Genomic DNA, 21100 nt, shown 5'->3' on the forward strand with positions numbered 1-21100 from the left:
CGGTCTTTCCGATCCGTAGATTCATGGTCATGACGACGAACACGACAGCCACGAAGACCGCGACGGACCTGGTGAACGCGGCGAACACGGTGAGCGCAACGAAGGCGGTGAGCCAGGCCGCGGTAGCCGAAAACGTTCGCCTCGACTTCGCGAAGTCCGCCCGAAAGGCTTTCCGAGCCCTCATCGGCTTCGACGCCGCCGCCCGTGAAGGGCTCGACCCGGCCCTCGTCGAGCTGATCCAGATCCGCGCCTCGCACCTCAACCACTGCGCATACTGCCTCCACATGCACACCAACGACGCGCGCAAGGCGGGCGAGAGCGAGGACCGGCTGCACATGGTCGCGGTGTGGCGTGAGGCCCGCCACTTCTTCACGGAGCGGGAACAGGCGGCGCTCGCGCTGACCGAGGCGGTGACGCTGGTGGCCGACCGCGGCGTCCCGGACGACGTTTACGCGCGGGCCGCCGACCAGTTCGAGGAGCACGAACTGGCGCAGGTCCTGGCGTTGATCTTCGCGATCAACACCTGGAACCGGATCGCGCTGGCGACGGGGAAAGTGGCGGGCACGGACGAGCGCTGATCCTGGTGTTCCTGGCGGCCCTGCTGCCTCACACCGTCATCGGGCGGTCGTACGGGCCTATCGGCGCCGGAAGTCGTGAGCTTCCCGTCAGTTGGCGGTCGACCGCTGCCGCTACCGCTCGGCCCTCCGCGATGGCCCACACGATCAGGGACTGGCCGCGTGCGGCGTCGCCGGCGGCGTACACGCCGGGGACGTTGGTTGCGAAGTCTGCGTCGCGGGTGATGGTGCCGCGGGGGTCGAGGTCGAGGCCGAGCTGGTCTACGAGGCCGTCGGAGCGGTCGGGGCCCGAGAAGCCGAGGGCGAGCAGGACGAGGTCGGCGGGGAGCCGGCGTCCAGTGCCGGGAACGGGCCGGCGCTCGGCGTCGACCTCGACCAGGTGCAGCGCGCGTACATGCCCGTTCGCATCGCCGGTGAAGCGGAGCGTGGACGCCGCGAAGAGCCGGGCGTCGGCGTCCGCCGAGGGCGCCGTCCGCAGCTCGCGGGCCTCCTCATGCGCGGCCGACAGCCGGTAGATCTTCGGGTACGTCGGCCAGGGCTCGACGTCCTCGTCGCGTTCCGTGCCCGGCTGCGTATAGATGTCGAGCTGGGTCACGGACGCGGCGCCCTCGCGTATCGCCGTGCCCAGGCAGTCGGCCCCCGTGTCACCGCCGCCGACGATCACGACATGCTTGCCGGCCGCGGACAGCGGGGAGACCTCCATGTCCCCCTCGCGCACCCGGTTGGCCAACGGCAGATACTCCATCGCCTGGTGTATGCCGTCCAACTCGCGCCCCGGCACGGGCAGTTCACGCCAGGCCGTGGCACCCACGGCGAGCACGACGGCGTCGTAACGGGACCGTAGCCCGGCGGCATCGATGTCCCGGCCGACGGCCGTCGACGTACGGAACTTCGTTCCCTCCGCCCGCATCTGCTCGAGCCGCCGCTCCAGTTGCCGCTTCTCCATCTTGAACTCGGGTATCCCGTACCGCATCAGCCCGCCGAGCCGGTCGTCCCGCTCATACACGGCGACGGTGTGCCCGGCCCGCGTCAACTGCTGTGCCGCGGCAAGGCCGGCAGGACCCGAGCCGATCACCGCGACCGTACGTCCCGAAAGCCGGTCCGGCGGTCGCGGCGGCGCGAAGCCCTCCTCCCAGGCCCGGTCGGCGATCGCGACCTCGACGTTCTTGATGGTGACCGCGGGCTGGTTGATCGCCAGCACGCAGCCCGCCTCACAGGGCGCTGGGCACAACCGGCCGGTGAACTCGGGGAAGTTGTTCGTGGCATGCAGGCGATCGCTCGCCGCTCGCCAGTCGTCGCGCGACACCAGGTCGTTCCAGTCGGGGATCAGATTGCCCAGCGGACAGGCCTCGTGACAGAAGGGGATGCCGCAGTCCATACAGCGGTCCGCCTGCGTGCGGATGATGGGCAGCAGCGCGCCCGGGACGTACACCTCGTCCCAGTCACGGACCCGCTCCTCGACGGGGCGGCGCGGCCAGTCCTCGCGGGAGGCGTTGAGGAAACCCTTGGGATCGGCCATGGCCGTCTTCCCTCACGTACGCGAACGGGGCCCGTACGGCATCCCGCCTCCGGGCTGGCGCGGCGGGGCCGGGGCCGGAGGGCGGGGTGCGCAGGGCCATGCGGCAGACTCTTCCTGCCACGATACGTCGCCCACGGCGCGTAAGCCCCAGTGCGTGCGCCGGGGCATGCGCCTCTGCCTCGGGTGAGCGTCAGGACGTAGTCCGGCTCAGGTCCGGCTCAGGCGGGTGCCGGGACGCACTCGGCTCAGGCGAGCGCCGGGACGTACTCGGGCTCAGGCGAGCGCCAGTACGTACGAGATCGCCGCGCCGGCAGACGCGATCATGCGGACGTGGTTCCACGTCGTCCACTCGCTCACGTACGAGCGCCAGTACGCGGCGGCCTCCCGCGTGCCGGGGTCCATCGTGGCCAGCTTCTCGTTGCGCGGGACGTTCGCGACCATCGTGACGCCGAAGCTGCCGAACAGATACAGCGCGCTGCCGAGCAGCAACTCCACCGTGCCCTCGTCGGGCCACAGCACGAACGTGACCACCGCGAGCACCGCGCACAGCACCGCCGACCCGGCGAACACCGCCATGAAGGCCGGCGTCAACGCCGTCACATTGATCGACTTCATCGCCGCCACGCCCTGCGCCGGCGGCAGCGCGGCAAGCCCTCTCATCACGAACGTCGAGAACGCGCAGAAGACCCCGGCCACCAGCCCCGTACCGAGCACACCCAGCACCGTCAGCACGAAGTACGGTCCATCGATCATGAAAACTCCCGCATATTGAAGGATCCTGCCCGGCACTCCCGGTCACCACAAGTGAAGTCCGGCATGGCCAGGGTCACCATCGCCGAGGGGCTCGGGGGCATAAGCGAAGCGCTCGGGCTCGGGGCCCCGCCCCCCGCCCCCCGCCCCTCCCCACCTGCCCGCCCCGCCCGCGCGGCATCATGGCCCTGTGCGACTCGAAGCGATCACTTGGGAGCGCGTCGGTGACCTCCTCGCCGAGCGGTTGCTCGATCTGAAGCCGGACGACGGCAGTCCCTGGCCACGCATCGCCCTCGACGGAGCACCGGCCGCCCACCCCGGTGATCTCGCCGAACGCGTGGCCGAAGCCCTGCGCCTGCGCGGCCGGTCCGCGTTCGTCGTCGGCGCGCAGGGCTTCCTACGCCCCGCCTCGCTCCGGTTCGAGCACGGGCACCGGGACGTGGAGGCGTACTACGACGGCTGGTTCGACACGGGAGCCCTGTGGCGCGAGGTCTTCGGCCCGCTGGACCCCGGCGGTGACGGTCGTGTCCTGCCCGACCTCTGGGACCCGGTCGCCGACCGCGCCACTCGCAGCCCCTACGTCCAACTCCCGCCCGGCGCCCTGCTGTTGCTGCACGGCCCGCTGCTACTGCGCCATTGGTTCCCGTTCGACTTCACCGTCCACGTACGCCTCTCTCCGGGCGCCCTGCGCCGACGCACCCCCGAGAGCGAGCACTGGATGCTTCCCGCCTTCGAGCGCTACGAGAACGAGGTCACCCCGGGCGACACCACCGACGTCCTGGTACGCGCGGACGACCCACGGCACCCGGCATGGAACGGTTGACCGCGACGGCGCGTGACTCTGGACCACTTCACCGGCTCTCTCCCGGCAGGGCCGCCGAAATCCGGGCACCCTGCGGGTGCGTATCGCTTCCCGCCCGGCGAGAATGTAGGGCGCCGGGACTAGCGGTGCGTCCCCGCGCCGCGCCGGCCCGCCGGCATCGGGAGGTACTTCATGACCACCGCCGGAGACATCATGCACCGTGGTGCCCAGTGGATCCCCGCCCACGAGACCCTGGACCGCGCCGCCCAGCTGATGCGCGAGCTCAACGTGGGCGCGCTGCCCATCAGTGACGAGAACGAACGGCTCTGCGGCATCCTCACGGACCGTGACATCGTGGTCGGCTGCGTGGCCATGGGCCACGACCCGGCACGCGTCACCGCGGGCGAGATGGCCCAGGGCACACCGCGCTGGATCGACGCGAACGCCGATGTCAGCGAAGTGCTCGGCGAAATGCAGGGGCACCAGATCCGCCGCCTTCCTGTGATCGAGAACAAGCGTCTGGTCGGAATGATCAGCGAGGCCGATCTGGCCGCGCATCTGACGGACGAACAGCTCGCGCACTGGGCCGAGAGCGTCTACGCGAGGACCGCCACCGGCTGACGCCGGGATCCCGCCGCCACTGGGAAGCCGCCCTCGTCCGGCCGGCCGTGCCGGACGAGGAGCGTCACGGCCGGTGTCACAGCCAGCCGTTGCGCTTGAAGCCTCGGTACAGGACGAAACAGGCGGTGGCGATCACACCGAGCGTCAAGGGATAGCCCAACTTCCAGTGCAGCTCCGGCATGTGCTCGAAGTTCATGCCGTACACACCGCAGACCATCGTCGGCACGGCGATCAGCGCCGCCCATGCCGTGATCTTCCGCATGTCCTCGTTCTGCGCGACGCTGACCTGCGCGAGGTGCGCCTGCAGAATCGAGTTGAGCAGTTCGTCGAACGCGGCTATCTGCTCGGTCGCCCGCAGCAGATGGTCGGAGACGTCCCGGAAGTACGCCTGTATCTCCGGATCGACCACCCGTATCGGCCGGGTGGCGAGGTCCAGGAGCGGGCGGCTCAGGGGCGCCACCGCCCGCTTCAGTTCAAGGAGTTCACGCTTGAGCTGGTAGATACGCCCGGGGTCGGCCCGCGCGCCGCTCTCCTGGAACACATCCGTCTCGACCTGGTCGATGTCCGCCTGTACCGAGTCGGTGACGTTCAGATAGTCGTCGACCACATGATCCGCGATCGCGTGCAGAACCGCGGCCGGTCCCTTGGCGAGCTGCTGGGGATCGGCCTCCAGCTCCTCGCGCAGCGGGCCCAGCGAACCGTGTCGGCCATGCCGCACCGTGATCACGAAGTGGTGGCCGACGAACACCATGATCTCGCCGGTGTTCACCACCTCGCTGGTCGCGGTGAGTTCGGTGTGATCGACGTAGCAGACCGTCTTGAACACCGCGAACAGCGTCTCGCCGTACCGCTCCAGCTTCGGGCGCTGATGGGCGTCCACCGCGTCCTCGACCGCCAGCGGGTGCAGGTCGAAGAGCTCGGCGATGCCCGCGAATTCCAGCTCCGTCGGCTCGTGCAGCCCGAGCCAGACGAAACCGTCGCCGGCCTTGCTGACCTGCTCGACCGTCTCTACGAGATCGCGGCCGCCGGGCACTCTCGTCCCGTGCTCGTACGCCACGCAGTTCACCACCGCGGAGCCCAGCGGGGACCGGGCCGGATGACTCAGGTCCACACGGGGGCGCCGCCGTGTCAGCCGCGCCACCTTGCGAAGGCCGCTGACCCTGCCCAGGCCCGTGACCTTCCGCAGATTCCCTGCCATCGACATCTGGAATCTCCTCGTGGATCTCCTCGCGCCGCACTCTGCGCCCGCCGCGGCCAGTCTGCCAGGCTGCTTCGACGGCGGAGAAAGCCTGTGGGAACGGAACATTCCGCTCCGATAGTCCTGACGTGCGTCACCGGGAGCGTCACCCATCACGGATAAGCGGGACAACTGGGATGATTCCCGCATGACGCGAACCGACGGGTATCTCCTCGACAACCGGCAGACCGAGGCGGGGCAGCGCTTCGAGGCCCTCGCCACCCTCTTCGACCCCACGACGTTCCGCCACATCGAGCAGCTCGGCATCGGATCCGGCTGGCGCTGCTGGGAGGTCGGCGCGGGCGGCACATCCGTGGTGTCCTGGCTGGCCAAGAAGGTCGGCCCCACCGGACGGGTCGTCGCGACCGACATCGACACCTCGTGGGCGGCCTCGGCCACCCGGGCACCGGTCGAGGTGCGTGTGCACGACGTGGGCGTGGATGAGCCGCCGGGCGACGGCTTCGACCTCGTGCACGCCCGGCTCGTACTGTCCCATGTGCCGCACAGGGAAAGGGCGTTGCGGTCGATGCTCCGAGCCCTGCGGTCCGGCGGACGGCTCCTGGTGGAGGACGCCGACCCATCCCTGCAACCGCTGCTCTGGCCCGACGAGCGCGGCACCGAGCAGCAACTGGCCAACCGGCTGCGCCACGCCTTCCGCCAACTGCTCGCCGAACGCGGCGCCGATCTCGCGTACGGCCGTCGGCTACCGCGGCTGCTCCGCGAAGCCGGACTACGACACGTGGAGGCCGACGCGTACTTCCCGATCACCTCGCCCGCCTGCGCCGCCCTGGAAACCGCGACGGTCCGCCAAGTCCGCGACCAACTCGTCGCGGCGGGCCACGTCACCGCCCAGGACATCGACCGGCACCTGGCCAACGTAGCGGCAGGCGCCATGGATCTGGCCACGGCACCGCTGATCTCGGCGTGGGGGCGCAAGCCGTAACTCCGGAGCGGCGGCTGGAAAGAGCGGCCGTCACGTGTCTGTCCGAGGCCTCCCGCCCACCTGGCGGGCGGCCTGTCCGGCCAAACCCTTGCGGCGGCCGGAAGGGGGCCCCAGCCTGGGAGCATGACGGACAACTCGATACGTCTCGACCACGTCGTCCTCTGGGTGCGCGACCCCGTCGCCTCGGCCGACTTCTACGAGAAGACGCTCGGCATGGAGCCCCTCAGGGTCACCGAATTCGCCGCAGGGTTGGTGTCGTTCCCCTCTGTACGCCTCAATGACGAAACCATCTTCGACCTTGCACCCCTGCCGCTGGCCCCACGCATGGACGCCGTCCCCGGGGCGGCGGAAAGCGCCGGTCACCCGGTCAACCACGTATGCCTGTCCCTCCCCGGTGAGGACTTCGACGCGCTCCGCGCTCGTCTCGAGGAGCGGGCCGTCCCCGTCTCGGACTTCTCGTACGACGCGTTCGGCGCCCGCGGAATGGCCAAGCGCAGCTTCTACTTCCGTGACCCGGACGGAAACATCTTCGAGGCGCGGCACTACGAGTAGTCGGATATCGCCTAGCCGGATATCGCTTCGTCGGATATCGCCGTGCCTGCCTTGCGCTTGCCGCGGGTGAACAGTGCCAGCGCGCCGAGCGGCAGCAGCAGACAGGCGGCGATGAGGTTGAGCCAGCCGTAGCCCGCCTGCGCGACGATGAGGCCCGCCGCCGCGCCGCCGACGCCGGCCGAGGTGTTCATGGTCAGGTCGGACAGCCCCTGTGCGGCGGCGCGCGCTGGCTGGGGCACGGAGTCCGTGAGGAGTGCGGAACCCGAGACGAGTCCGGCCGACCAGCCGAGGCCCAGCAGGAAGAGCCCGGCGGCGCTCTGCCAGTGACTGCCGCCCGCGGTGCCCGCGAGTAGCGCCGCGCAGGCCAGCAGCCCCACGGCGAGGCCTATCACCGAGTAGCGACCGAACCGGTCCGACAACCGCCCCATGATCGGCGAGAACGCGTACATGCCCGCGATATGGACGCTGATGACCAGTCCGATCAGATCGATGCTCGCGCCATGGTGATCCAGGTCGACCGGCGTCATCGACATGACAGACACCATCGCCGTATGCGAAACAGCGACCGTCACCAGGGCGAGACGGGCGCGCGAAGAGGCCCGTACCGCGGCCAGTCCGGCCCGTATGGAGCGCGCCTCGGCGGACTGCTCGGCCACTGGTGCGAGCGCGCGGGCGGTGAGGAGTGGGTCGGGGCGCAGCAGCACGGCGACCACGAGCGCCGAGAGGAGGAAGACTCCGGACGCCCACAGGAAGGGGCCCGCTGTCTCTGGTATGCCGAGCCCGGAGACGCTGCGCCCCGCGGGCGCGGCGATGTTGGGGCCGAGGACCGCACCGATGGTGGTGGCCCATACGACGTTCGAGATGGCCCGGGCCCGTCGCTGGGGCTCGGCCAGATCGGCGGCCGCGAAGCGTGCCTGCAGATTCGCCGACGAGGCCGCGCCGAACGCCGCCATACCGAGCAGCAGCAGCGGGAAGTTGCCGACGGCCGCGGCGATCACGCAGAGGCCCGCGCCCAAGGCACCGATGAGATAGGCCAGTACGAGCCCCGGGCGACGACCGCGCGCGGTCATCAGCGCGGCCAGCGGCATGGAGAGCACCGCCGTCCCCGTGACGGTCGCGGTGGGCGCGAGTCCCGCCAGCGACTCCGTGCCGCTGATGTCCTCGGCCAGTACGACGGCGAGCGCGATGCCGGTGGCGACGCCGAGCCCGCCCAGGATCTGACTGGCGATGAGCACAGCGGACGTACGGCGCTGCAGTGCCGACAGCGCTACCGCGTCGCCAGACACGGTGGTCTGCCGCTCGACGGCGCTCATGGTGAACTCGCCGTGCCGGACGCGTGCGCACGTGTGAAGAATGTGGTCACCGGCGCAGTCTCCCCCCTTTTCCCAACTCGGTCTTCCGAATTCGGGACGCCCTCAGAACAGCGGCTCCGGCAGCACCCCTTCCAGCGCCAGCAGCTTCCTCTTCGTCTCCAGCCCGCCCCCGAAGCCGCCGATGCCGCCGTCGCTCTCGACGACCCGGTGGCACGGCACGACGACCGGCAGCGGATTGGCGCCCATGGCCATCCCCACGGCCTGCGCAGCGCCCGGCTGACCCACACGGTCGGCCAGGTCGCCGTACCCCACGACCTTCCCGTACGGAACGCCGGACGCCAGCTCGTGCAGCACTTGGCGGTTGAACCCGGAGATCAGCGACCAGTCCAGCGGCAGCTCGAAGTCGTGCCGGTCACCCGCGAAGTACGCCTGAAGCTGGCGTATCGCCTCGGCCATCAGCGGGGAGTCGGGCGCCTCGACGGGCTCGGTGCCGAGCCGGGACTGCAGTCGGTCGAGCGCCTTGTCGCGCACCGCGTCCGTGGCGTGGAAGACGACGTTGACCAGGCCCTCGCCGGTCGCGGCCAGCAGCAGCGGACCGATGTCGCTGCTGACGACGGCCCACACCACCCGCTGCTCGTTCTGCCCTTGGCTGTTCATGCGCTCCACCGTACGGCGCACCACTGACAACGCCGGTGGCGCGGACGCGAGCCGCGTCCGCGCCACCGGTGAGCGCTTCGGTCGAGAGCCTCAGAGCTCGTTCAGCGCCGCCCGGACCACGTCCGGCTTGTTCGTGATGATGCCGTCCACACCGAAGTCCGCGACGCGTCGCGCACCGTCCGCGGTGTCGACGGTCCATGTGAAGATCTCGAGCGGCCTGCCGTGCGGTCCCCGGAGCGCGTGGATCGAGGAGACGTAGTCGGCCGAGATGGATGTGTGCGCCGCGTTGATCTGGTCGGCGAACTTCGCGTACGCGGGCAGATCCGCGACCGCCGGCGTGCCCAGGAAGCCCGTCTTGATGTCGGGCCGCAGCTCATGCACGGTCCGTACGGTTTCCGCGCTGAAACTCTGGATGACCAGCTTGCTCCGTACGTGGTGCGGACCCAGCCAGCCCTCGTTGCTGAGGACCTTGAGGGTCTCCTTCTCGATGCCCGGGTAGAGCTCGGGCTTCTTGATCTCCAGCACGAGCTTCTGGTGGTTGCGGGAAACCCGGTTCATGTACTGCTTCAGCGTCGGCACGCGCGCGCCCGCGTACTCAGGGCTGAACCAACTGCCCGCGTCCAGGCGCGCGATCTCCGCCGCGGTGAAGTCCGCGACCTTCCACGGAGCCCTGCCGGGGAAGACCTCCTCGACATTGGTCGTGCGCGCCAGGTTGTCGTCGTGGATCACCACGAGCTCGCCGTCCTTGGTGCGCTGGACGTCGTTCTCGACCCAGCGGAAGCCCAGCTCCGCCGCCTTGTCGACGGCGGCCAGGGTGTTCTCCGGGGCGTAGGCGGAAGCACCGCGGTGGGCGACGACCAGCGGCTGATCGTCGCCCACCGCGGCGTGAGCGGGGGAGAGGGGCAGAACAAGGGCGGCGGCTCCCAGGAGTGCTGTGGTGGTGCCGGCGGCAGCGCGCGCATGCATGCGTACTCCTTGCGTCTGTGGTCACGGACCGCTCCAGCGTGACAGCGGAGTGTCAACAGGAGGGAGGTACAGGATGGCCACAGATTGAACGGAGTTGCCCGACGGCGATCACCGGTGCCGCACAACTGAGGCAAGGCCGTGTTTCTTTGCCGGAAAATCGTTCGAGGGCTCCGGTGGGGGTCATACTCTCTGCGTCAACCCTGGTCGCCATGGCGGTCCTGGGACGGGGGCATTGCACGAAATTCCGGGACGCAACAGGGCGGAAGGGCAGCCGCGCATGCAGGGCACGGTCGACGGATTCAGCTACGGACTCGTCACACCGCTGGTGGCGTACCTCATGGCCTGCCTCGGTGGTGCGCTCGGCCTGCGCTGCACCACCAGATCGATGCTGGTCTCCCACTCCTGGCGGCCCGGCTGGCTCGCGCTGGGCTCCGCGGCGATCGGCTCCGGCATCTGGACCATGCACTTCATAGCGATGATGGGTTTCTCCGTCCAGGAGACCCCCATCCACTACGACAAGCCGATCACGTTCGCGAGCCTCGGCGTCGCCATCCTCATGGTCGGCATCGGGATCTTCATCGTCGGCTACAAGGGGGCTTCCGGAACTGCCCTGTTCACCGGAGGCACCATCACCGGCCTGGGCATCGCCTCGATGCACTACCTGGGCATGGCCGGAATGCGACTCAACGGAAAGCTCGAGTACAACACCTTCACCGTCGCCGCCTCAGTCGTCATAGCCGTCGCGGCCGCGACGGCGGCGCTCTGGGCGGCGGGTCAGATCCGCGGTTTCCTGTGGAGTGTGGGCGCGAGCCTCGTCATGGGCCTCGCGGTCAGCGGCATGCACTACACGGGCATGGCCGCGCTCAGCGTCCATCTGCACGGCACCACCAACGTCCCCGCCGGTGACTCGCCCGCGGCCCTGCTGGCCCCCATGCTGATCGGCCCTCTCACGTTCCTGTTGCTGGCCGGCGCCGTCGTGATGTTCGACCCGCTGATGGTCATGGGCAAGCCCGAGTGGAGCCCCGCCCAGAAGAAGCCCGGAATCCCGGCCCACATGGTCCGCCACACCGGCCGCCGGCCCACAACCCGCCCGCGTCGCCGCCCCGACCGCCCCGGCTCCAGGACCCCGCAGCGCTGGTAAGCCGACCCCGTTGTCAGTGCGGAGTCGTACGGTGGATTCCATGCGGCCCGTATCCAAGATCGAACGCACGGTGGCGCCCTTCGAGGTCGTCAGCCCCTACTCGCCCAGCGGCGACCAGCCCGCTGCCATCGCCGAGCTCGAACGGCGCATTCGCGCAGGTGAGAAGGATGTCGTCCTCCTCGGCGCGACCGGCACCGGTAAGTCCGCGACCACCGCGTGGATGATCGAGAAGCTCCAGCGCCCCACCCTCGTGATGGCGCCGAACAAAACCCTGGCCGCCCAGCTGGCCAACGAGTTCCGAGAGCTCCTGCCGAACAACGCGGTCGAATACTTCGTCTCGTACTACGACTACTACCAGCCCGAGGCATACGTCCCGCAGTCGGACACCTACATCGAGAAGGACTCCTCGATCAACGAGGAGGTCGAGCGCCTGCGCCACTCCGCGACCAACTCACTGCTCACCCGCCGTGACGTCGTCGTGGTCGCCTCGGTCTCCTGCATCTACGGCCTCGGCACACCGCAGGAGTACGTCGACCGCATGGTCGCCCTCAAGATCGGCGACGAGATCGACCGCGATCAGCTGCTGCGTCGCTTCGTCGACATCCAGTACACGCGCAACGACATGGCGTTCGCCCGGGGCACCTTCCGGGTCCGCGGCGACACCATCGAGATCTTCCCGGTCTACGAGGAACTGGCCGTCCGCATCGAGATGTTCGGCGACGAGATCGAGGCCCTCTCCACGCTGCATCCGCTCACCGGCGAGGTCATCAGCGACGACGAGCAGCTGTACGTCTTCCCGGCATCCCACTACGTGGCAGGCCCGCAGCGCATGGAGAAGGCCGTCAACGGCATCGAGAAGGAACTCGAGGAGCGCCTCGCCGAGCTGGAGAAGCAGGGCAAGCTCCTGGAGGCCCAGCGGCTGCGCATGCGCACCACGTACGACCTCGAGATGCTTCGCCAGATCGGCTCCTGCTCCGGCGTCGAGAACTACTCGATGCACTTCGACGACCGCGAGCCCGGCTCCCCGCCCAACACCCTCCTCGACTACTTCCCGGACGACTTCATGCTGGTCATCGACGAGTCGCACGTCACCGTGCCGCAGATCGGTGCCATGTACGAAGGCGACGCCTCCCGTAAGCGCACGCTCGTCGACCACGGCTTCCGGCTGCCCTCCGCCCTGGACAACCGCCCCCTGAAGTGGGAGGAGTTCCAGGAGCGCATCGGACAGACCGTCTATCTGTCGGCAACCCCGGGACAGTACGAACTCTCCCGCTCCGACGGCCATGTCGAGCAGATCATCCGCCCCACCGGCCTCGTCGACCCGGAGGTCGTGGTCAAGCCCACCGAGGGCCAGATCGACGATCTGGTGCACGAGATCCGCAAGCGCACCGAGAAGGACGAGCGCGTCCTGGTCACCACGCTCACCAAGAAGATGGCCGAGGACCTCACCGACTACTTCCTCGAACTGGGCATCCAGGTGCGCTACTTGCACAGCGACGTCGACACGCTGCGCCGAGTCGAACTCCTGCGGGAACTGCGTGCCGGAGAGTTCGACGTCCTGGTCGGCATCAACCTCCTGAGGGAGGGCCTCGACCTGCCAGAGGTCTCCCTGGTGGCGATCCTCGACGCCGACAAGGAGGGCTTCCTGCGCTCCGGCACCTCACTGATCCAGACCATCGGCCGCGCGGCGCGCAACGTCTCCGGTCAGGTCCACATGTACGCCGACAGGATCACCCCGGCGATGGAGAAGGCCATCGAGGAGACCAACCGCCGCCGGGAGAAGCAGGTCGCGTACAACAAGGAGAAGGGCATCGACCCGCAGCCCCTCCGAAAGAAGATCAACGACATCGTTGCGCAGATCGCCCGCGAGGACGTCGACACGGAGCAGCTGCTCGGCACGGGCTATCGCAACCTGAAGGACGGCAAGGCCGCCAAGGCCCCGGTGCCCGCGCTCGGTTCGCAGGCCGCCAAGGGAGCCAAGCCCGCCAAGGGCAAGGCCAAAGAGACCGTGCCCACCGACCGCCCCGCCGCCGAACTCGCCGCACAGATCGAGGAGATGACGGAGCGGATGCGCGCGGCGGCCGCGGACTTGCAGTTCGAGATCGCCGCCCGGCTGCGCGACGAGGTCTCGGAGATGAAGAAGGAACTACGCCAGATGAAGGAGGCGGGCATCGCCTGACCACCGCGGATGGCGCGCTGTGTTGCAAGACCGACACAAAGTGTGGGGCAGGCTTCGGCACTGTCAGTGCCCCTGCGTAGGGTTGCTGGTCAACCGCAGGTTTCTGCGGCAACAGGGGACGTTCGAGAGGGGAACAGCGCGTGACGGTCAACATGACCAAGGGTCAGGCCATCAGTCTGCAGAAGAACGACGGAGGCACCCTGACCGCGGTGCGCATGGGGCTCGGCTGGCAGGCGGCCCCGCGTCGCGGCCTGTTCGGCTCGCGCACCCGGGAGATCGACCTCGACGCCTCGGCCGTGCTCTTCGCGGACAAGCAGCCGGTCGACGTGGTGTTCTTCCGTCACCTCGTCAGCGACGACGGCTCCGTGCGCCACACCGGGGACAACCTCGTCGGCGGTGTCGGCCAGGGCGGCGACGACGAGGCGATCCTCGTCGACCTCGCGCGCATCCCGGTCCACATCGACCAGATCGTCTTCACCGTGAACTCCTTCACGGGGCAGACGTTCCAGGAGGTACAGGACGCGTTCTGCCGGCTGGTCGACGAGACCAACGGCCAGGAGCTCGCCCGCTACACACTCGCGGGCGGCGGCCAGTACACGGCGCAGATCATGGCGAAGGTGCACCGCGCGGGCACCGGATGGCAGATGACCGCACTGGGTACGCCGGCCAACGGCCGTACGTTCCAGGACCTGATGCCCGCGATCCTGCCGCACCTGTAGACAGCCCGGCGCAGACGAAACGAGGGGGAGAAGGCGATGACGGCCGAGCTGGTGCGGGGACAGAACCATCCGCTGCCCCAAGCCCGACTCGAGGTCCGGGTGTCCGCCGGGAAGCCGATCGTGGCGGGGGCCACGCTCAGCGACGAGAAGGGCAAGGTGCAGGGCGTCGAGTGGGTGGCCCACCCCGGCTCGCCCACACTGCCCGGCCTGGAGGTCTCCAAGCAGGCGGCGGCCGACCACCGTCTCGCCTTCGACCTGGACGCCCTGACAGAGGCCGTGCACCGGGTCAGTGTGCTCCTCGCACTGCCGACCGGAGTCGGAGGCCCAGCCCGGTTCGGCTCCGTCGCCGCTCCCTTCGTGGCGGTCACCGGACTCGACGGGACCGAGATCGCCAGCTACACGATCACGGGCCTCGACGCCGAAACGGCCGTCGTCGCTCTTGAGCTGTACCGCAGGCAGGGTGCCTGGAAGGTGCGCGCGGTCGGCCAGGGGTACGCGGGAGGCCTCGCCGAACTCCTCACCGACCAAGGGCTGCCCCAGGCACCCCAGCTTGCGAACGACATCAACGAAGCAGTGGCTCGGGGCCTGGCACGTTCGGTGGCCGAGCCTCCGCCGCGCACGGCCGACGGCGCCCGCTCCCGGCACACCGCGGCATCCGCGCTGGGCCCCGACCAGGGCGGCCCCACCCCGCAGGGCGCCGCCGGACACATATCGCAGCAGGCCGGCTACTCCGGAGGACCTGCTCAGCCGGATCCGGCCGCCGCCACGCAGCCTTCCATGCCAGGAAGCGGTGGTCCGGTCGACTACAGCCACCCCGGCCGGCAGGCCGCCGCGCCTCCGTCGCCCCCGCCGACCGCGCCACCGGCCCAGCCCGGCCAGCCTGCGCAGCCCGTCGCGGGCGACGCGACCGGCTGGTCCATGGAGGAGCGGCTCTACAACCAGGTGTGGGGCATGTTCGAGGACCTGGCCCGCACCACGGCCGCCTATCGCAGCGCCGTCGACTTCGCCGACTCACGTATGGAACAGGAGCTCGACAAGGTCCTGTCCGACCCGCGCAGCCGCATAGGCGGACAGGCGGACGCCGCACGCGAGACGGCCCGCGCCAAACACTCCCAGCTCGTCGACCAGGCCCGGGCCGCGCTCGACCGTGACCTCGCCCAGCTCAGCGCCGAAGCCGAAGTCGTCGAGCCCGCGCTGCCCCCGGCGTTCGCGCGCTGGGACAACCCCGTCTGGCAGGGCTACCGCGTACCGATGGAGATCCCCATGGCCCTGCGCCTCGGCGACCTTCAGCTGCCCGAGAGTTCCGGCCTGAGCATCCCGATGCTGGTGCGGCTGCCGCTGGAGCGTGGCCTGTGGATCGACAGCGGCCGCGCCGGATCCCTCGACGGCTCCCTCGCCGACTCCGATGAGCTGCGCCGCCTCGCCGTGGACACAGCCGTGGCGCTTGCCGCCCGGCTGCTCGCCGTCTACCCGGCGGGCGAGTACACGGTGCACGTCATCGACCCGGCGGGTTCCGGCGCCTCGGCGCTCGCACCGCTCGTCCAGACCGGTGTGCTCCACAGCCCGCCCGCCGTCGGCGCCGCAGGCGTCACCGACGTCCTGGCCAGGCTCACCCAGCGCGTCGACCTCGTCCAGATGGCGATCCGCGCAGGCGCGGCCGACTCGCTGCCGCCCGACCTCGACACGGCCGAGCAACTGCTGATCGTCAATGACTTCCCGCACGGTTTCGACGACCGCGCGGTGACCCAGCTGCGCTACCTCGCGGACGAGGGTCCGGCCGTCGGCGTCCACCTCATGCTGGTGGCCGACCGGGAGGACGCGGCAGCCTACGGACCGCTGCTCGACCCGCTCTGGCGCTCGCTTCTGCGTCTCACCCCCGTGCCCGACGATCACCTCGCCGACCCCTGGGTCGGGCATGCGTGGACGTACGAGCCCTCGCTCGTACCGCCCGGCAGTCAGGTGCTCCATCACGTCCTCACTCAGGTCGCGGCGGCCCGCCGCGCCTGGAACCGCTGACGCTCCCGGAGTCCGTCGCCTGACCGGACACGCTCAGCCCCGCGTGCCGCCCCAAGCCTTGGTCAAGCCGTCTGACCAGCATATTTGCCCTTTCCTTTACCAATCTCTTTACCAATCCTTGGTGATTGGGGTACTGTTTTCCGTGCGGAGGGGGAGTACTCCCTACCTACTGCGGCGTACCCGTCAATACGGATCTGGCCAGATCCCGGGGCGTCGGCCCGAAGGCACCAGGCGCTCATTGCGCCCCAGGAGCCCCGGGTGGAAGAGACCTCCGGCAGCGACGACGCTGACATTTGCCGTTACGTACTGCCGGAGGCGCAGTGGATGTTTCGACGACCCTTTGGGTCCTGACCATCGTGGGCCTTGCCGCCCTCATCGCGGTCGACTTCTTCATCGGCCGCAAACCCCACGACGTATCGATCAAGGAAGCCGGGATCTGGACGGCCGTCTGGATCGTTCTTGCCGTGCTCTTCGGACTCGGCCTGCTCGTCTTCTCGGGCGGCCAGCCCGCCGGAGAGTTCTTCGCCGGCTTCATCACCGAGAAATCGCTGAGCGTCGACAACCTCTTCGTCTTCGTCCTGATCATGGCGAAGTTCTCGGTGCCCTCGCAGTACCAGCAGCGCGTTCTCCTCGTCGGCGTGCTGATAGCCCTCGTACTCCGGGCGATCTTCATCGCAGCGGGCGCCGCGATCATCGCGAGCTTCTCGTGGGTGTTCTACATATTCGGCGCGTTTCTCATCTACACCGCCTGGAAGCTGATCCAGGAGGCCAGGGCCGAGGAGCCCGAGGAGGAGTACGAGGAGAACAGGCTGCTCAAGGCCGTCGAGAAGCGCTTCGGCGTGGCCGACCGCTACCACGGCACCAAGCTCTGGATGATCCAACAGAACGGCAAGCGGGTCATGACGCCGATGCTGGTCGTGATGCTCGCCATCGGTATGACGGACGTGCTCTTCGCGCTCGACTCGATCCCGGCGATCTTCGGCCTGACCCAGGACCCGTACATCGTGTTCACGGCCAACGCGTTCGCGCTGATGGGCCTCAGGCAGCTGTACTTCCTGATCGGCGGCCTGCTGAAGAAGCTGGTCCACCTGTCGTACGGCCTGTCGGTCATCCTCGGCTTCATCGGCGTCAAGCTCGTGCTGCACGCGCTGCACGAGTCCGGCGTCCACGTCCCCGAGATCTCCATACCGGTCTCGCTCGGTGTGATCTGCTCGGTCCTGATCGTCACCACGATCACCAGCCTGATGGCCTCCAAGAAGCAGGCGGCGGCCGAGGCGGCGCAGAAGGAGACCGAAGGCACTCCGAAGGACAGCATCGAGGCCTGAGCCTGACGGCGTCGAAAGCAGCAGCAACTAAGCGGCCTCGGGGCGTGTTTCACTGCCCCGAGGCCGCTTGGCACCGGGAGCGATGTTCGGCGCCTTGCCGACGGCCGCTCCCGGTGCTCGCTTCCGTCCTGCGTCCGCCCGTCCCCGAGGGTGACGTGCGCTGAGGCGTCCGCCCGTCCCAGAGGGTGACGTGCGCTGAGGCGTCCGCCGCGAGCCGCCGCGCGGGCGGAGGCTCGGCCTCCGATCAGTACGTGACCGTGATGCGCCGGGCCGGGCCGTCCACGCGGATCAAGCCGCCGTAGGGGACGACCAGTTGCGGATCGGTGTGACCGAAGTCCACGTCGAAGACGATCGTCATGTCGGGGGCGTACACACGCAGGGCGCGCAGGACGGCCTCACGCTGTTCGGTGGCGTAACGGGCGCCTTCCTCAGGGCTGTTGGGACGCTCAAAGGACCAGGCCTTGGCCCGGCCCATCAGGAGCGCGGAGAAGCGCTGGAGCAGCCCGCGTTCGCCCATGTTCCGCAGGGTGCGGAAGACTTCTTCGCCGCTCGGCATCTCCTCTGACGTCTCCAGGAGCAGCACCCCGCCGTCGAATTCCGAGAGATCGCGCGGGATCTCCCGGTCGGCCATCAGCAGCCAGCCGACGATCTCCAGACAGCCGCCCCAACTGCGGCCCTCCACCACCCGGTCGGGGTTCACCCAGGTCCATCCGGTGCCAGGCAGGGTCTCCGGTTCGGCGTCGAAGGTCGCAGGGTCCGCCCAGTCACGGTTGACGTCGTTCCAGCGGTCGGCGGGTTTCAACTCGTACTCGCCCGAGGTGAACAGCGCCGCCCGCAGCGACTCCGCCGTCAAGGGGTCCATGGCGACCGGGCGGCCCAGCGCGGTCATCACCGGCGCGCCGTGATAGCCGACGATGCCCGTGTTGCGCAGGAACATCAGCAGGTTCGTGTTGTCGCTCATGCCGAAGAACGGCTTCGGGTTCGCGCGGATCAACTCCCGGTCCAGCAGCGGCAGTACGGTGATCTGGTCGTCGCCGCCGATCGACGCGATGACCGCCTTGACCGTCGGATCGGCGAACGCCGAGTGGATGTCGTCTGCCCGCGCCTGAGGTGTCGCGTCCATTGTGCGGGTCGTCGGGTACTCGACCGGTTCGAGGCCGTACTCCTTGCGCAGCCTCTCCAGGCCCAGTTCGTAGGGGAGTGGGAAGAGACCGGGGAGCCCCGCGGACGGCGAGATGACGGCGATGCGGTCGCCGGGCGACGGCTTGGGCGGATAGGTCGGTGGCGTCATGACCGGAGCGTACGAGCCGTCACCGCTTCGGCGCACCGTGATAAACCGAGTCCGAGCAGCAGACCCGAGCAGCAGACCCGAGCAGCAGACCCGAGCAGCAGAGCTGAAAGGCTCCCTCGGGCGACCGACCAGCCGACAGAACCGGAGGAGCAGTGCCCCGCACCCTCGCCACCGCCCCGATCATGATCCTCAACGGCCCCAACCTCAACCTCCTGGGGCAGCGCCAGCCGGAGATCTACGGCTCGGACACGCTCGCCGACATCGAGGTGATGTGCGCCAAGGCGGCGGCCGCGTACGGCGGCACGGTGGACTTCCGCCAGTCCAACCACGAGGGCGAGTTGGTCGACTGGATCCACGTGGCCCGCCGGAACCATGCCGGCATCGTGATCAATCCCGGCGCCTACTCGCACACCTCCGTCGCGATCCTGGACGCCCTCAACACCTGTGACGACATGCCCGTGTTGGAGGTCCACATCTCCAACATCCACAAGCGCGAGGAGTTCCGGCACCACTCGTACGTCTCGCTTCGTGCCGACGGGGTCATCGCGGGCTGCGGCGTGCAGGGGTACGTGTTCGGGGTCGAACGGGTCGCGGCGCTGGTGGGAGCGGGTCGGGCGGAAGCCTGACGCGCGGGCCGCCCAAGACGGGCCTGGGTCTCGTGAGCCAGGCGCAAGTGTTCCCGGGACGCCACGGTGGTGGCCGGCCGCCGGACGTCGGCCGGCCACCACCGTGGTGGGCCGCCGGCCCGAGGGCGGGGATCGGGTGGCCGGCGGCCCCTCCGCTCAGGAGCCGTCTTCCTGCGCGGGCTGCCTCCAGTGGACCGCGCCGCCACGTGCGCCGGGAGCGCGTGCGTGACACCGGCGTGTGCGCTCGGTTCACACGGGGCGCGCGACGGCGCGCGCCCGCGACACGCGCGTCCCCGTCGGACGAGTCACCAACGCCATGCCGCGCCCGACGAACAACCGGTTCACCAACTCACTGCCGGGGCCTAGCAGTTCACCAACCCCGAGCGCGCCATTCCGGCAGATGCGGGCGCTCCGCGCCCAACGTCGTGTCGTTGCCGTGCCCCGGGTAGACCCATGTCTCGTCCGGCAGCACGTCGAAGATCTTCGTCTCGACATCGTGGATCAGGCTGGCGAACGCCTTTGGATCCTTACGGGTGTTGCCCACGCCACCCGGGAAAAGACAGTCACCCGTGAACACATGAGGATGCCCGTGCGGATCGTCGTAGACGAGCGCGATCGAGCCGGGCGTGTGCCCCACCAGATGGCGCGCGGTCAGCTCCACGCGCCCCACGCGGATCGTGTCACCGTCGTCGACCAGGACGTCGGTCGCTACGGGGATGCCCTCCGCGTCGTCCCGACCCGCGTACGTACGCGCGCCCGTGGTCGCGACGACCTCCGCGAGCGCCTGCCAGTGGTCGCCGTGCTGATGAGTGGTGACCACGGACGCGATGCCGTCGGCGCCGATCAGCGTGAGCAGTGTCCCGGCGTCGTTGGCCGCGTCGATCAGCAGCTGCTCGTCGGTGGCCCGGCAGCGCAGCAGATAGGCGTTGTTGTCCATCGGGCCGACCGCGACCTTGGAGATCATCAGGTCCTGCAACTCGTGCACATCCGCAGGGCCGCCGACCTTCACCGCTCCGCTGTACGTCATGTTGTTCAGCCTATAGCGGGGGGAGTGCGGGGAGCGGTCCGCCTTCGGTGGTCAGTACGGATCCGTCGCGGCGGCCGCAGAGCCAGCCGAGGAGGTCGGCCTGACGGCCGCTGACCGTGAGCCCGGGAAGGGGCGGCTCGTAGCCGCTCTCGATCTGCTCCTGGGAGACGGACTCGACGGCTCCGGTGGGAATCATGCGGCCGTCGTCCTGCTTGATCAACAGGGCCGGTACGTCGGGGTGGCCCCGGAAGCGCTCGGCGAGGAAGTTGATCTCCCGCTGAGTGAACTCCTCGGAAAGGTCCTCCAGCTCGTACCCGATCCCCAGATCCACGTGATGCAGCTCCACCTCGACCCACCGCCGGAACGGCACCCGGGACGCGGAGTCCTTGACCCCGTTCCGTAGTTCCACCGTGCGGGACCAGTCCGCCGAGACGGAGGCCGCGTCCTGGAAGCGGTCCGCGCTCTCGCGCAGGTCCGCGAGCTGGATGCCGAGCGCGCGCGGGGCGTCCCGCTCGATCTCGGCGTCACGGGTGGCGGGGCTCGCGTACATGGGCCGCCCAGCGAGGACGTTCACGAGCGCGTCCGCGTTCCGGGCGAGGTGGGCGAGAATGTGCCCGCGGGTCCAGCCGGGCAGCCGTGACGGCTCGGCCGCGGCGGCGCTGTCCAGTTTGGCGACTGCGGCGAGTAGCCGGTCGGTCGCGTCACACACAGAGGCCAGGTCGTGCGCGTGATCAATCATGGGCCCGACCCTAGCCTCGCAACACGTTCGGGTGAAGGTGGCGGACCGCCCCTGCAAATCGAATGCGCGTGCTATAGGCTCAGGCGCGGCGTCGGGCATGCT

The 21100-nt window shown here is 69.2% G+C and carries 20 protein-coding genes; 11 read left to right on the top strand and 9 right to left on the bottom strand.

The window, feature by feature from the left end; genetic code table 11:
* Nucleotides 1–23 precede the first annotated feature (23 nt).
* On the top strand, nt 24–578 hold the full coding sequence (locus OHT21_RS35760) for a carboxymuconolactone decarboxylase family protein (RefSeq protein WP_443050488.1): 555 nt from the start codon (nt 24–26) through the stop codon (nt 576–578).
* Between the two features lie 28 nt (nt 579–606).
* Here OHT21_RS35760 and OHT21_RS35765 read toward each other — a convergent pair whose 3' ends face one another.
* Both OHT21_RS35765 and OHT21_RS35770 read right to left on the bottom strand, forming a co-directional pair.
* Nucleotides 607–2094 carry a glutamate synthase subunit beta gene (locus tag OHT21_RS35765; RefSeq protein WP_328772406.1) on the bottom strand — a complete coding sequence of 496 codons (1488 nt, stop codon included), beginning with the start codon at nt 2092–2094 and terminating at the stop codon, nt 607–609.
* 273 nt (nt 2095–2367) lie between these two features.
* Nucleotides 2368–2847, bottom strand: coding sequence for an anthrone oxygenase family protein (locus OHT21_RS35770; RefSeq protein ID WP_328772407.1), 480 nt, complete (start codon nt 2845–2847; stop codon nt 2368–2370).
* 187 nt (nt 2848–3034) lie between these two features.
* On the opposite strand from OHT21_RS35770, the gene OHT21_RS35775 reads away from it, so the two are divergent.
* Together OHT21_RS35775 and OHT21_RS35780 are read left to right on the top strand one after the other, a co-directional pair.
* Nucleotides 3035–3667: a uridine kinase gene (locus tag OHT21_RS35775; protein ID WP_328772408.1), complete on the top strand. Its 633-nt coding sequence runs from the start codon at nt 3035–3037 to the stop codon at nt 3665–3667.
* A 171-nt stretch (nt 3668–3838) separates the two neighbouring features.
* The gene (locus OHT21_RS35780; protein WP_328772409.1) at nt 3839–4267 is read left to right on the top strand and encodes a CBS domain-containing protein; all 429 of its coding nucleotides are present in this window, start codon (nt 3839–3841) and stop codon (nt 4265–4267) included.
* Nucleotides 4268–4343: 76 nt separating this feature from the next.
* Here the strand turns inward: OHT21_RS35780 and OHT21_RS35785 are convergent, their stop codons facing one another.
* Nucleotides 4344–5471 (bottom strand): magnesium and cobalt transport protein CorA, encoded by a 1128-nt coding sequence (locus OHT21_RS35785; protein ID WP_328772410.1) that lies wholly within the window; start codon nt 5469–5471, stop codon nt 4344–4346.
* Nucleotides 5472–5652: 181 nt separating this feature from the next.
* Between OHT21_RS35785 and OHT21_RS35790 the strand changes: the two genes are divergently transcribed.
* Nucleotides 5653–6447: a methyltransferase domain-containing protein gene (locus OHT21_RS35790; RefSeq protein ID WP_328772411.1), complete on the top strand. Its 795-nt coding sequence runs from the start codon at nt 5653–5655 to the stop codon at nt 6445–6447.
* A 123-nt stretch (nt 6448–6570) separates the two neighbouring features.
* Nucleotides 6571–6999, top strand: coding sequence for a VOC family protein (locus OHT21_RS35795; RefSeq protein ID WP_328772412.1), 429 nt, complete (start codon nt 6571–6573; stop codon nt 6997–6999).
* Nucleotides 7000–7010: 11 nt separating this feature from the next.
* Here the strand turns inward: OHT21_RS35795 and OHT21_RS35800 are convergent, their stop codons facing one another.
* The 3 genes from OHT21_RS35800 to OHT21_RS35810 all read right to left on the bottom strand — a co-directional run bounded on the left by OHT21_RS35800 (nt 7011) and on the right by OHT21_RS35810 (nt 9935).
* On the bottom strand, nt 7011–8312 hold the full coding sequence (locus OHT21_RS35800; RefSeq protein WP_328772413.1) for an MFS transporter: 1302 nt from the start codon (nt 8310–8312) through the stop codon (nt 7011–7013).
* A gap of 102 nt (nt 8313–8414) precedes the next feature.
* A complete protein-coding gene (locus OHT21_RS35805; RefSeq protein WP_328772414.1) occupies nt 8415–8969 on the bottom strand; it encodes a methylated-DNA--[protein]-cysteine S-methyltransferase in 555 nt (184 codons plus the stop codon).
* Nucleotides 8970–9059: 90 nt separating this feature from the next.
* Nucleotides 9060–9935, bottom strand: coding sequence for a glycerophosphodiester phosphodiesterase (locus tag OHT21_RS35810; protein ID WP_328772415.1), 876 nt, complete (start codon nt 9933–9935; stop codon nt 9060–9062).
* A gap of 277 nt (nt 9936–10212) precedes the next feature.
* On the opposite strand from OHT21_RS35810, the gene OHT21_RS35815 reads away from it, so the two are divergent.
* The 5 genes from OHT21_RS35815 to OHT21_RS35835 all read left to right on the top strand — a co-directional run bounded on the left by OHT21_RS35815 (nt 10213) and on the right by OHT21_RS35835 (nt 17315).
* Nucleotides 10213–11076 (top strand): MHYT domain-containing protein, encoded by an 864-nt coding sequence (locus tag OHT21_RS35815; RefSeq protein ID WP_328772416.1) that lies wholly within the window; start codon nt 10213–10215, stop codon nt 11074–11076.
* A 40-nt stretch (nt 11077–11116) separates the two neighbouring features.
* The gene (uvrB, locus tag OHT21_RS35820) at nt 11117–13255 is read left to right on the top strand and encodes an excinuclease ABC subunit UvrB (RefSeq protein WP_328772417.1); all 2139 of its coding nucleotides are present in this window, start codon (nt 11117–11119) and stop codon (nt 13253–13255) included.
* 140 nt (nt 13256–13395) lie between these two features.
* Nucleotides 13396–13974, top strand: coding sequence for a TerD family protein (locus OHT21_RS35825; RefSeq protein ID WP_151478427.1), 579 nt, complete (start codon nt 13396–13398; stop codon nt 13972–13974).
* A 36-nt stretch (nt 13975–14010) separates the two neighbouring features.
* On the top strand, nt 14011–15990 hold the full coding sequence (locus OHT21_RS35830; RefSeq protein WP_328772418.1) for a TerD family protein: 1980 nt from the start codon (nt 14011–14013) through the stop codon (nt 15988–15990).
* Between the two features lie 320 nt (nt 15991–16310).
* The gene (locus OHT21_RS35835; protein ID WP_328772419.1) at nt 16311–17315 is read left to right on the top strand and encodes a TerC/Alx family metal homeostasis membrane protein; all 1005 of its coding nucleotides are present in this window, start codon (nt 16311–16313) and stop codon (nt 17313–17315) included.
* Between the two features lie 244 nt (nt 17316–17559).
* On the opposite strand, the gene OHT21_RS35840 is transcribed toward OHT21_RS35835, so the two are convergent.
* Nucleotides 17560–18606 carry a S66 family peptidase gene (locus tag OHT21_RS35840; RefSeq protein ID WP_328772420.1) on the bottom strand — a complete coding sequence of 349 codons (1047 nt, stop codon included), beginning with the start codon at nt 18604–18606 and terminating at the stop codon, nt 17560–17562.
* A gap of 152 nt (nt 18607–18758) precedes the next feature.
* Here OHT21_RS35840 and aroQ point away from each other — a divergent pair, with 152 nt between their 5' ends.
* Nucleotides 18759–19232, top strand: coding sequence for a type II 3-dehydroquinate dehydratase (gene aroQ / locus OHT21_RS35845; RefSeq protein ID WP_328772421.1), 474 nt, complete (start codon nt 18759–18761; stop codon nt 19230–19232).
* Between the two features lie 370 nt (nt 19233–19602).
* On the opposite strand, the gene OHT21_RS35850 is transcribed toward aroQ, so the two are convergent.
* Nucleotides 19603–20259 (bottom strand): MBL fold metallo-hydrolase, encoded by a 657-nt coding sequence (locus tag OHT21_RS35850; protein WP_328772422.1) that lies wholly within the window; start codon nt 20257–20259, stop codon nt 19603–19605.
* A 10-nt stretch (nt 20260–20269) separates the two neighbouring features.
* Nucleotides 20270–20998, bottom strand: a complete 729-nt coding sequence (locus OHT21_RS35855) for a maleylpyruvate isomerase family mycothiol-dependent enzyme (RefSeq protein ID WP_328772423.1) — start codon at nt 20996–20998, stop codon at nt 20270–20272.
* Between the last annotated feature and the right edge of the window lie 102 nt (nt 20999–21100).

This window comes from Streptomyces sp. NBC_00286, from assembly GCF_036173125.1.
Lineage (GTDB): Bacteria > Actinomycetota > Actinomycetes > Streptomycetales > Streptomycetaceae > Streptomyces.

What these genes read in the sequence shown, in the direction of transcription:
- OHT21_RS35760 (WP_443050488.1), top strand. Translation starts at nt 24, where the DNA reads ATGGTCATGACGACGAACACGACAGCCACGAAGACCGCGACGGACCTG.
- OHT21_RS35765 (WP_328772406.1), bottom strand. Translation starts at nt 2,094, where the DNA reads ATGGCCGATCCCAAGGGTTTCCTCAACGCCTCCCGCGAGGACTGGCCG.
- OHT21_RS35770 (WP_328772407.1), bottom strand. Translation starts at nt 2,847, where the DNA reads ATGATCGATGGACCGTACTTCGTGCTGACGGTGCTGGGTGTGCTCGGT.
- OHT21_RS35780 (WP_328772409.1), top strand. Translation starts at nt 3,839, where the DNA reads ATGACCACCGCCGGAGACATCATGCACCGTGGTGCCCAGTGGATCCCC.
- OHT21_RS35785 (WP_328772410.1), bottom strand. Translation starts at nt 5,471, where the DNA reads ATGTCGATGGCAGGGAATCTGCGGAAGGTCACGGGCCTGGGCAGGGTC.
- OHT21_RS35790 (WP_328772411.1), top strand. Translation starts at nt 5,653, where the DNA reads ATGACGCGAACCGACGGGTATCTCCTCGACAACCGGCAGACCGAGGCG.
- OHT21_RS35795 (WP_328772412.1), top strand. Translation starts at nt 6,571, where the DNA reads ATGACGGACAACTCGATACGTCTCGACCACGTCGTCCTCTGGGTGCGC.
- OHT21_RS35800 (WP_328772413.1), bottom strand. Translation starts at nt 8,312, where the DNA reads ATGAGCGCCGTCGAGCGGCAGACCACCGTGTCTGGCGACGCGGTAGCG.
- OHT21_RS35805 (WP_328772414.1), bottom strand. Translation starts at nt 8,969, where the DNA reads ATGAACAGCCAAGGGCAGAACGAGCAGCGGGTGGTGTGGGCCGTCGTC.
- OHT21_RS35810 (WP_328772415.1), bottom strand. Translation starts at nt 9,935, where the DNA reads ATGCATGCGCGCGCTGCCGCCGGCACCACCACAGCACTCCTGGGAGCC.
- OHT21_RS35815 (WP_328772416.1), top strand. Translation starts at nt 10,213, where the DNA reads ATGCAGGGCACGGTCGACGGATTCAGCTACGGACTCGTCACACCGCTG.
- uvrB (WP_328772417.1), top strand. Translation starts at nt 11,117, where the DNA reads ATGCGGCCCGTATCCAAGATCGAACGCACGGTGGCGCCCTTCGAGGTC.
- OHT21_RS35830 (WP_328772418.1), top strand. Translation starts at nt 14,011, where the DNA reads ATGACGGCCGAGCTGGTGCGGGGACAGAACCATCCGCTGCCCCAAGCC.
- OHT21_RS35840 (WP_328772420.1), bottom strand. Translation starts at nt 18,606, where the DNA reads ATGACGCCACCGACCTATCCGCCCAAGCCGTCGCCCGGCGACCGCATC.
- OHT21_RS35850 (WP_328772422.1), bottom strand. Translation starts at nt 20,259, where the DNA reads ATGACGTACAGCGGAGCGGTGAAGGTCGGCGGCCCTGCGGATGTGCAC.
- OHT21_RS35855 (WP_328772423.1), bottom strand. Translation starts at nt 20,998, where the DNA reads ATGATTGATCACGCGCACGACCTGGCCTCTGTGTGTGACGCGACCGAC.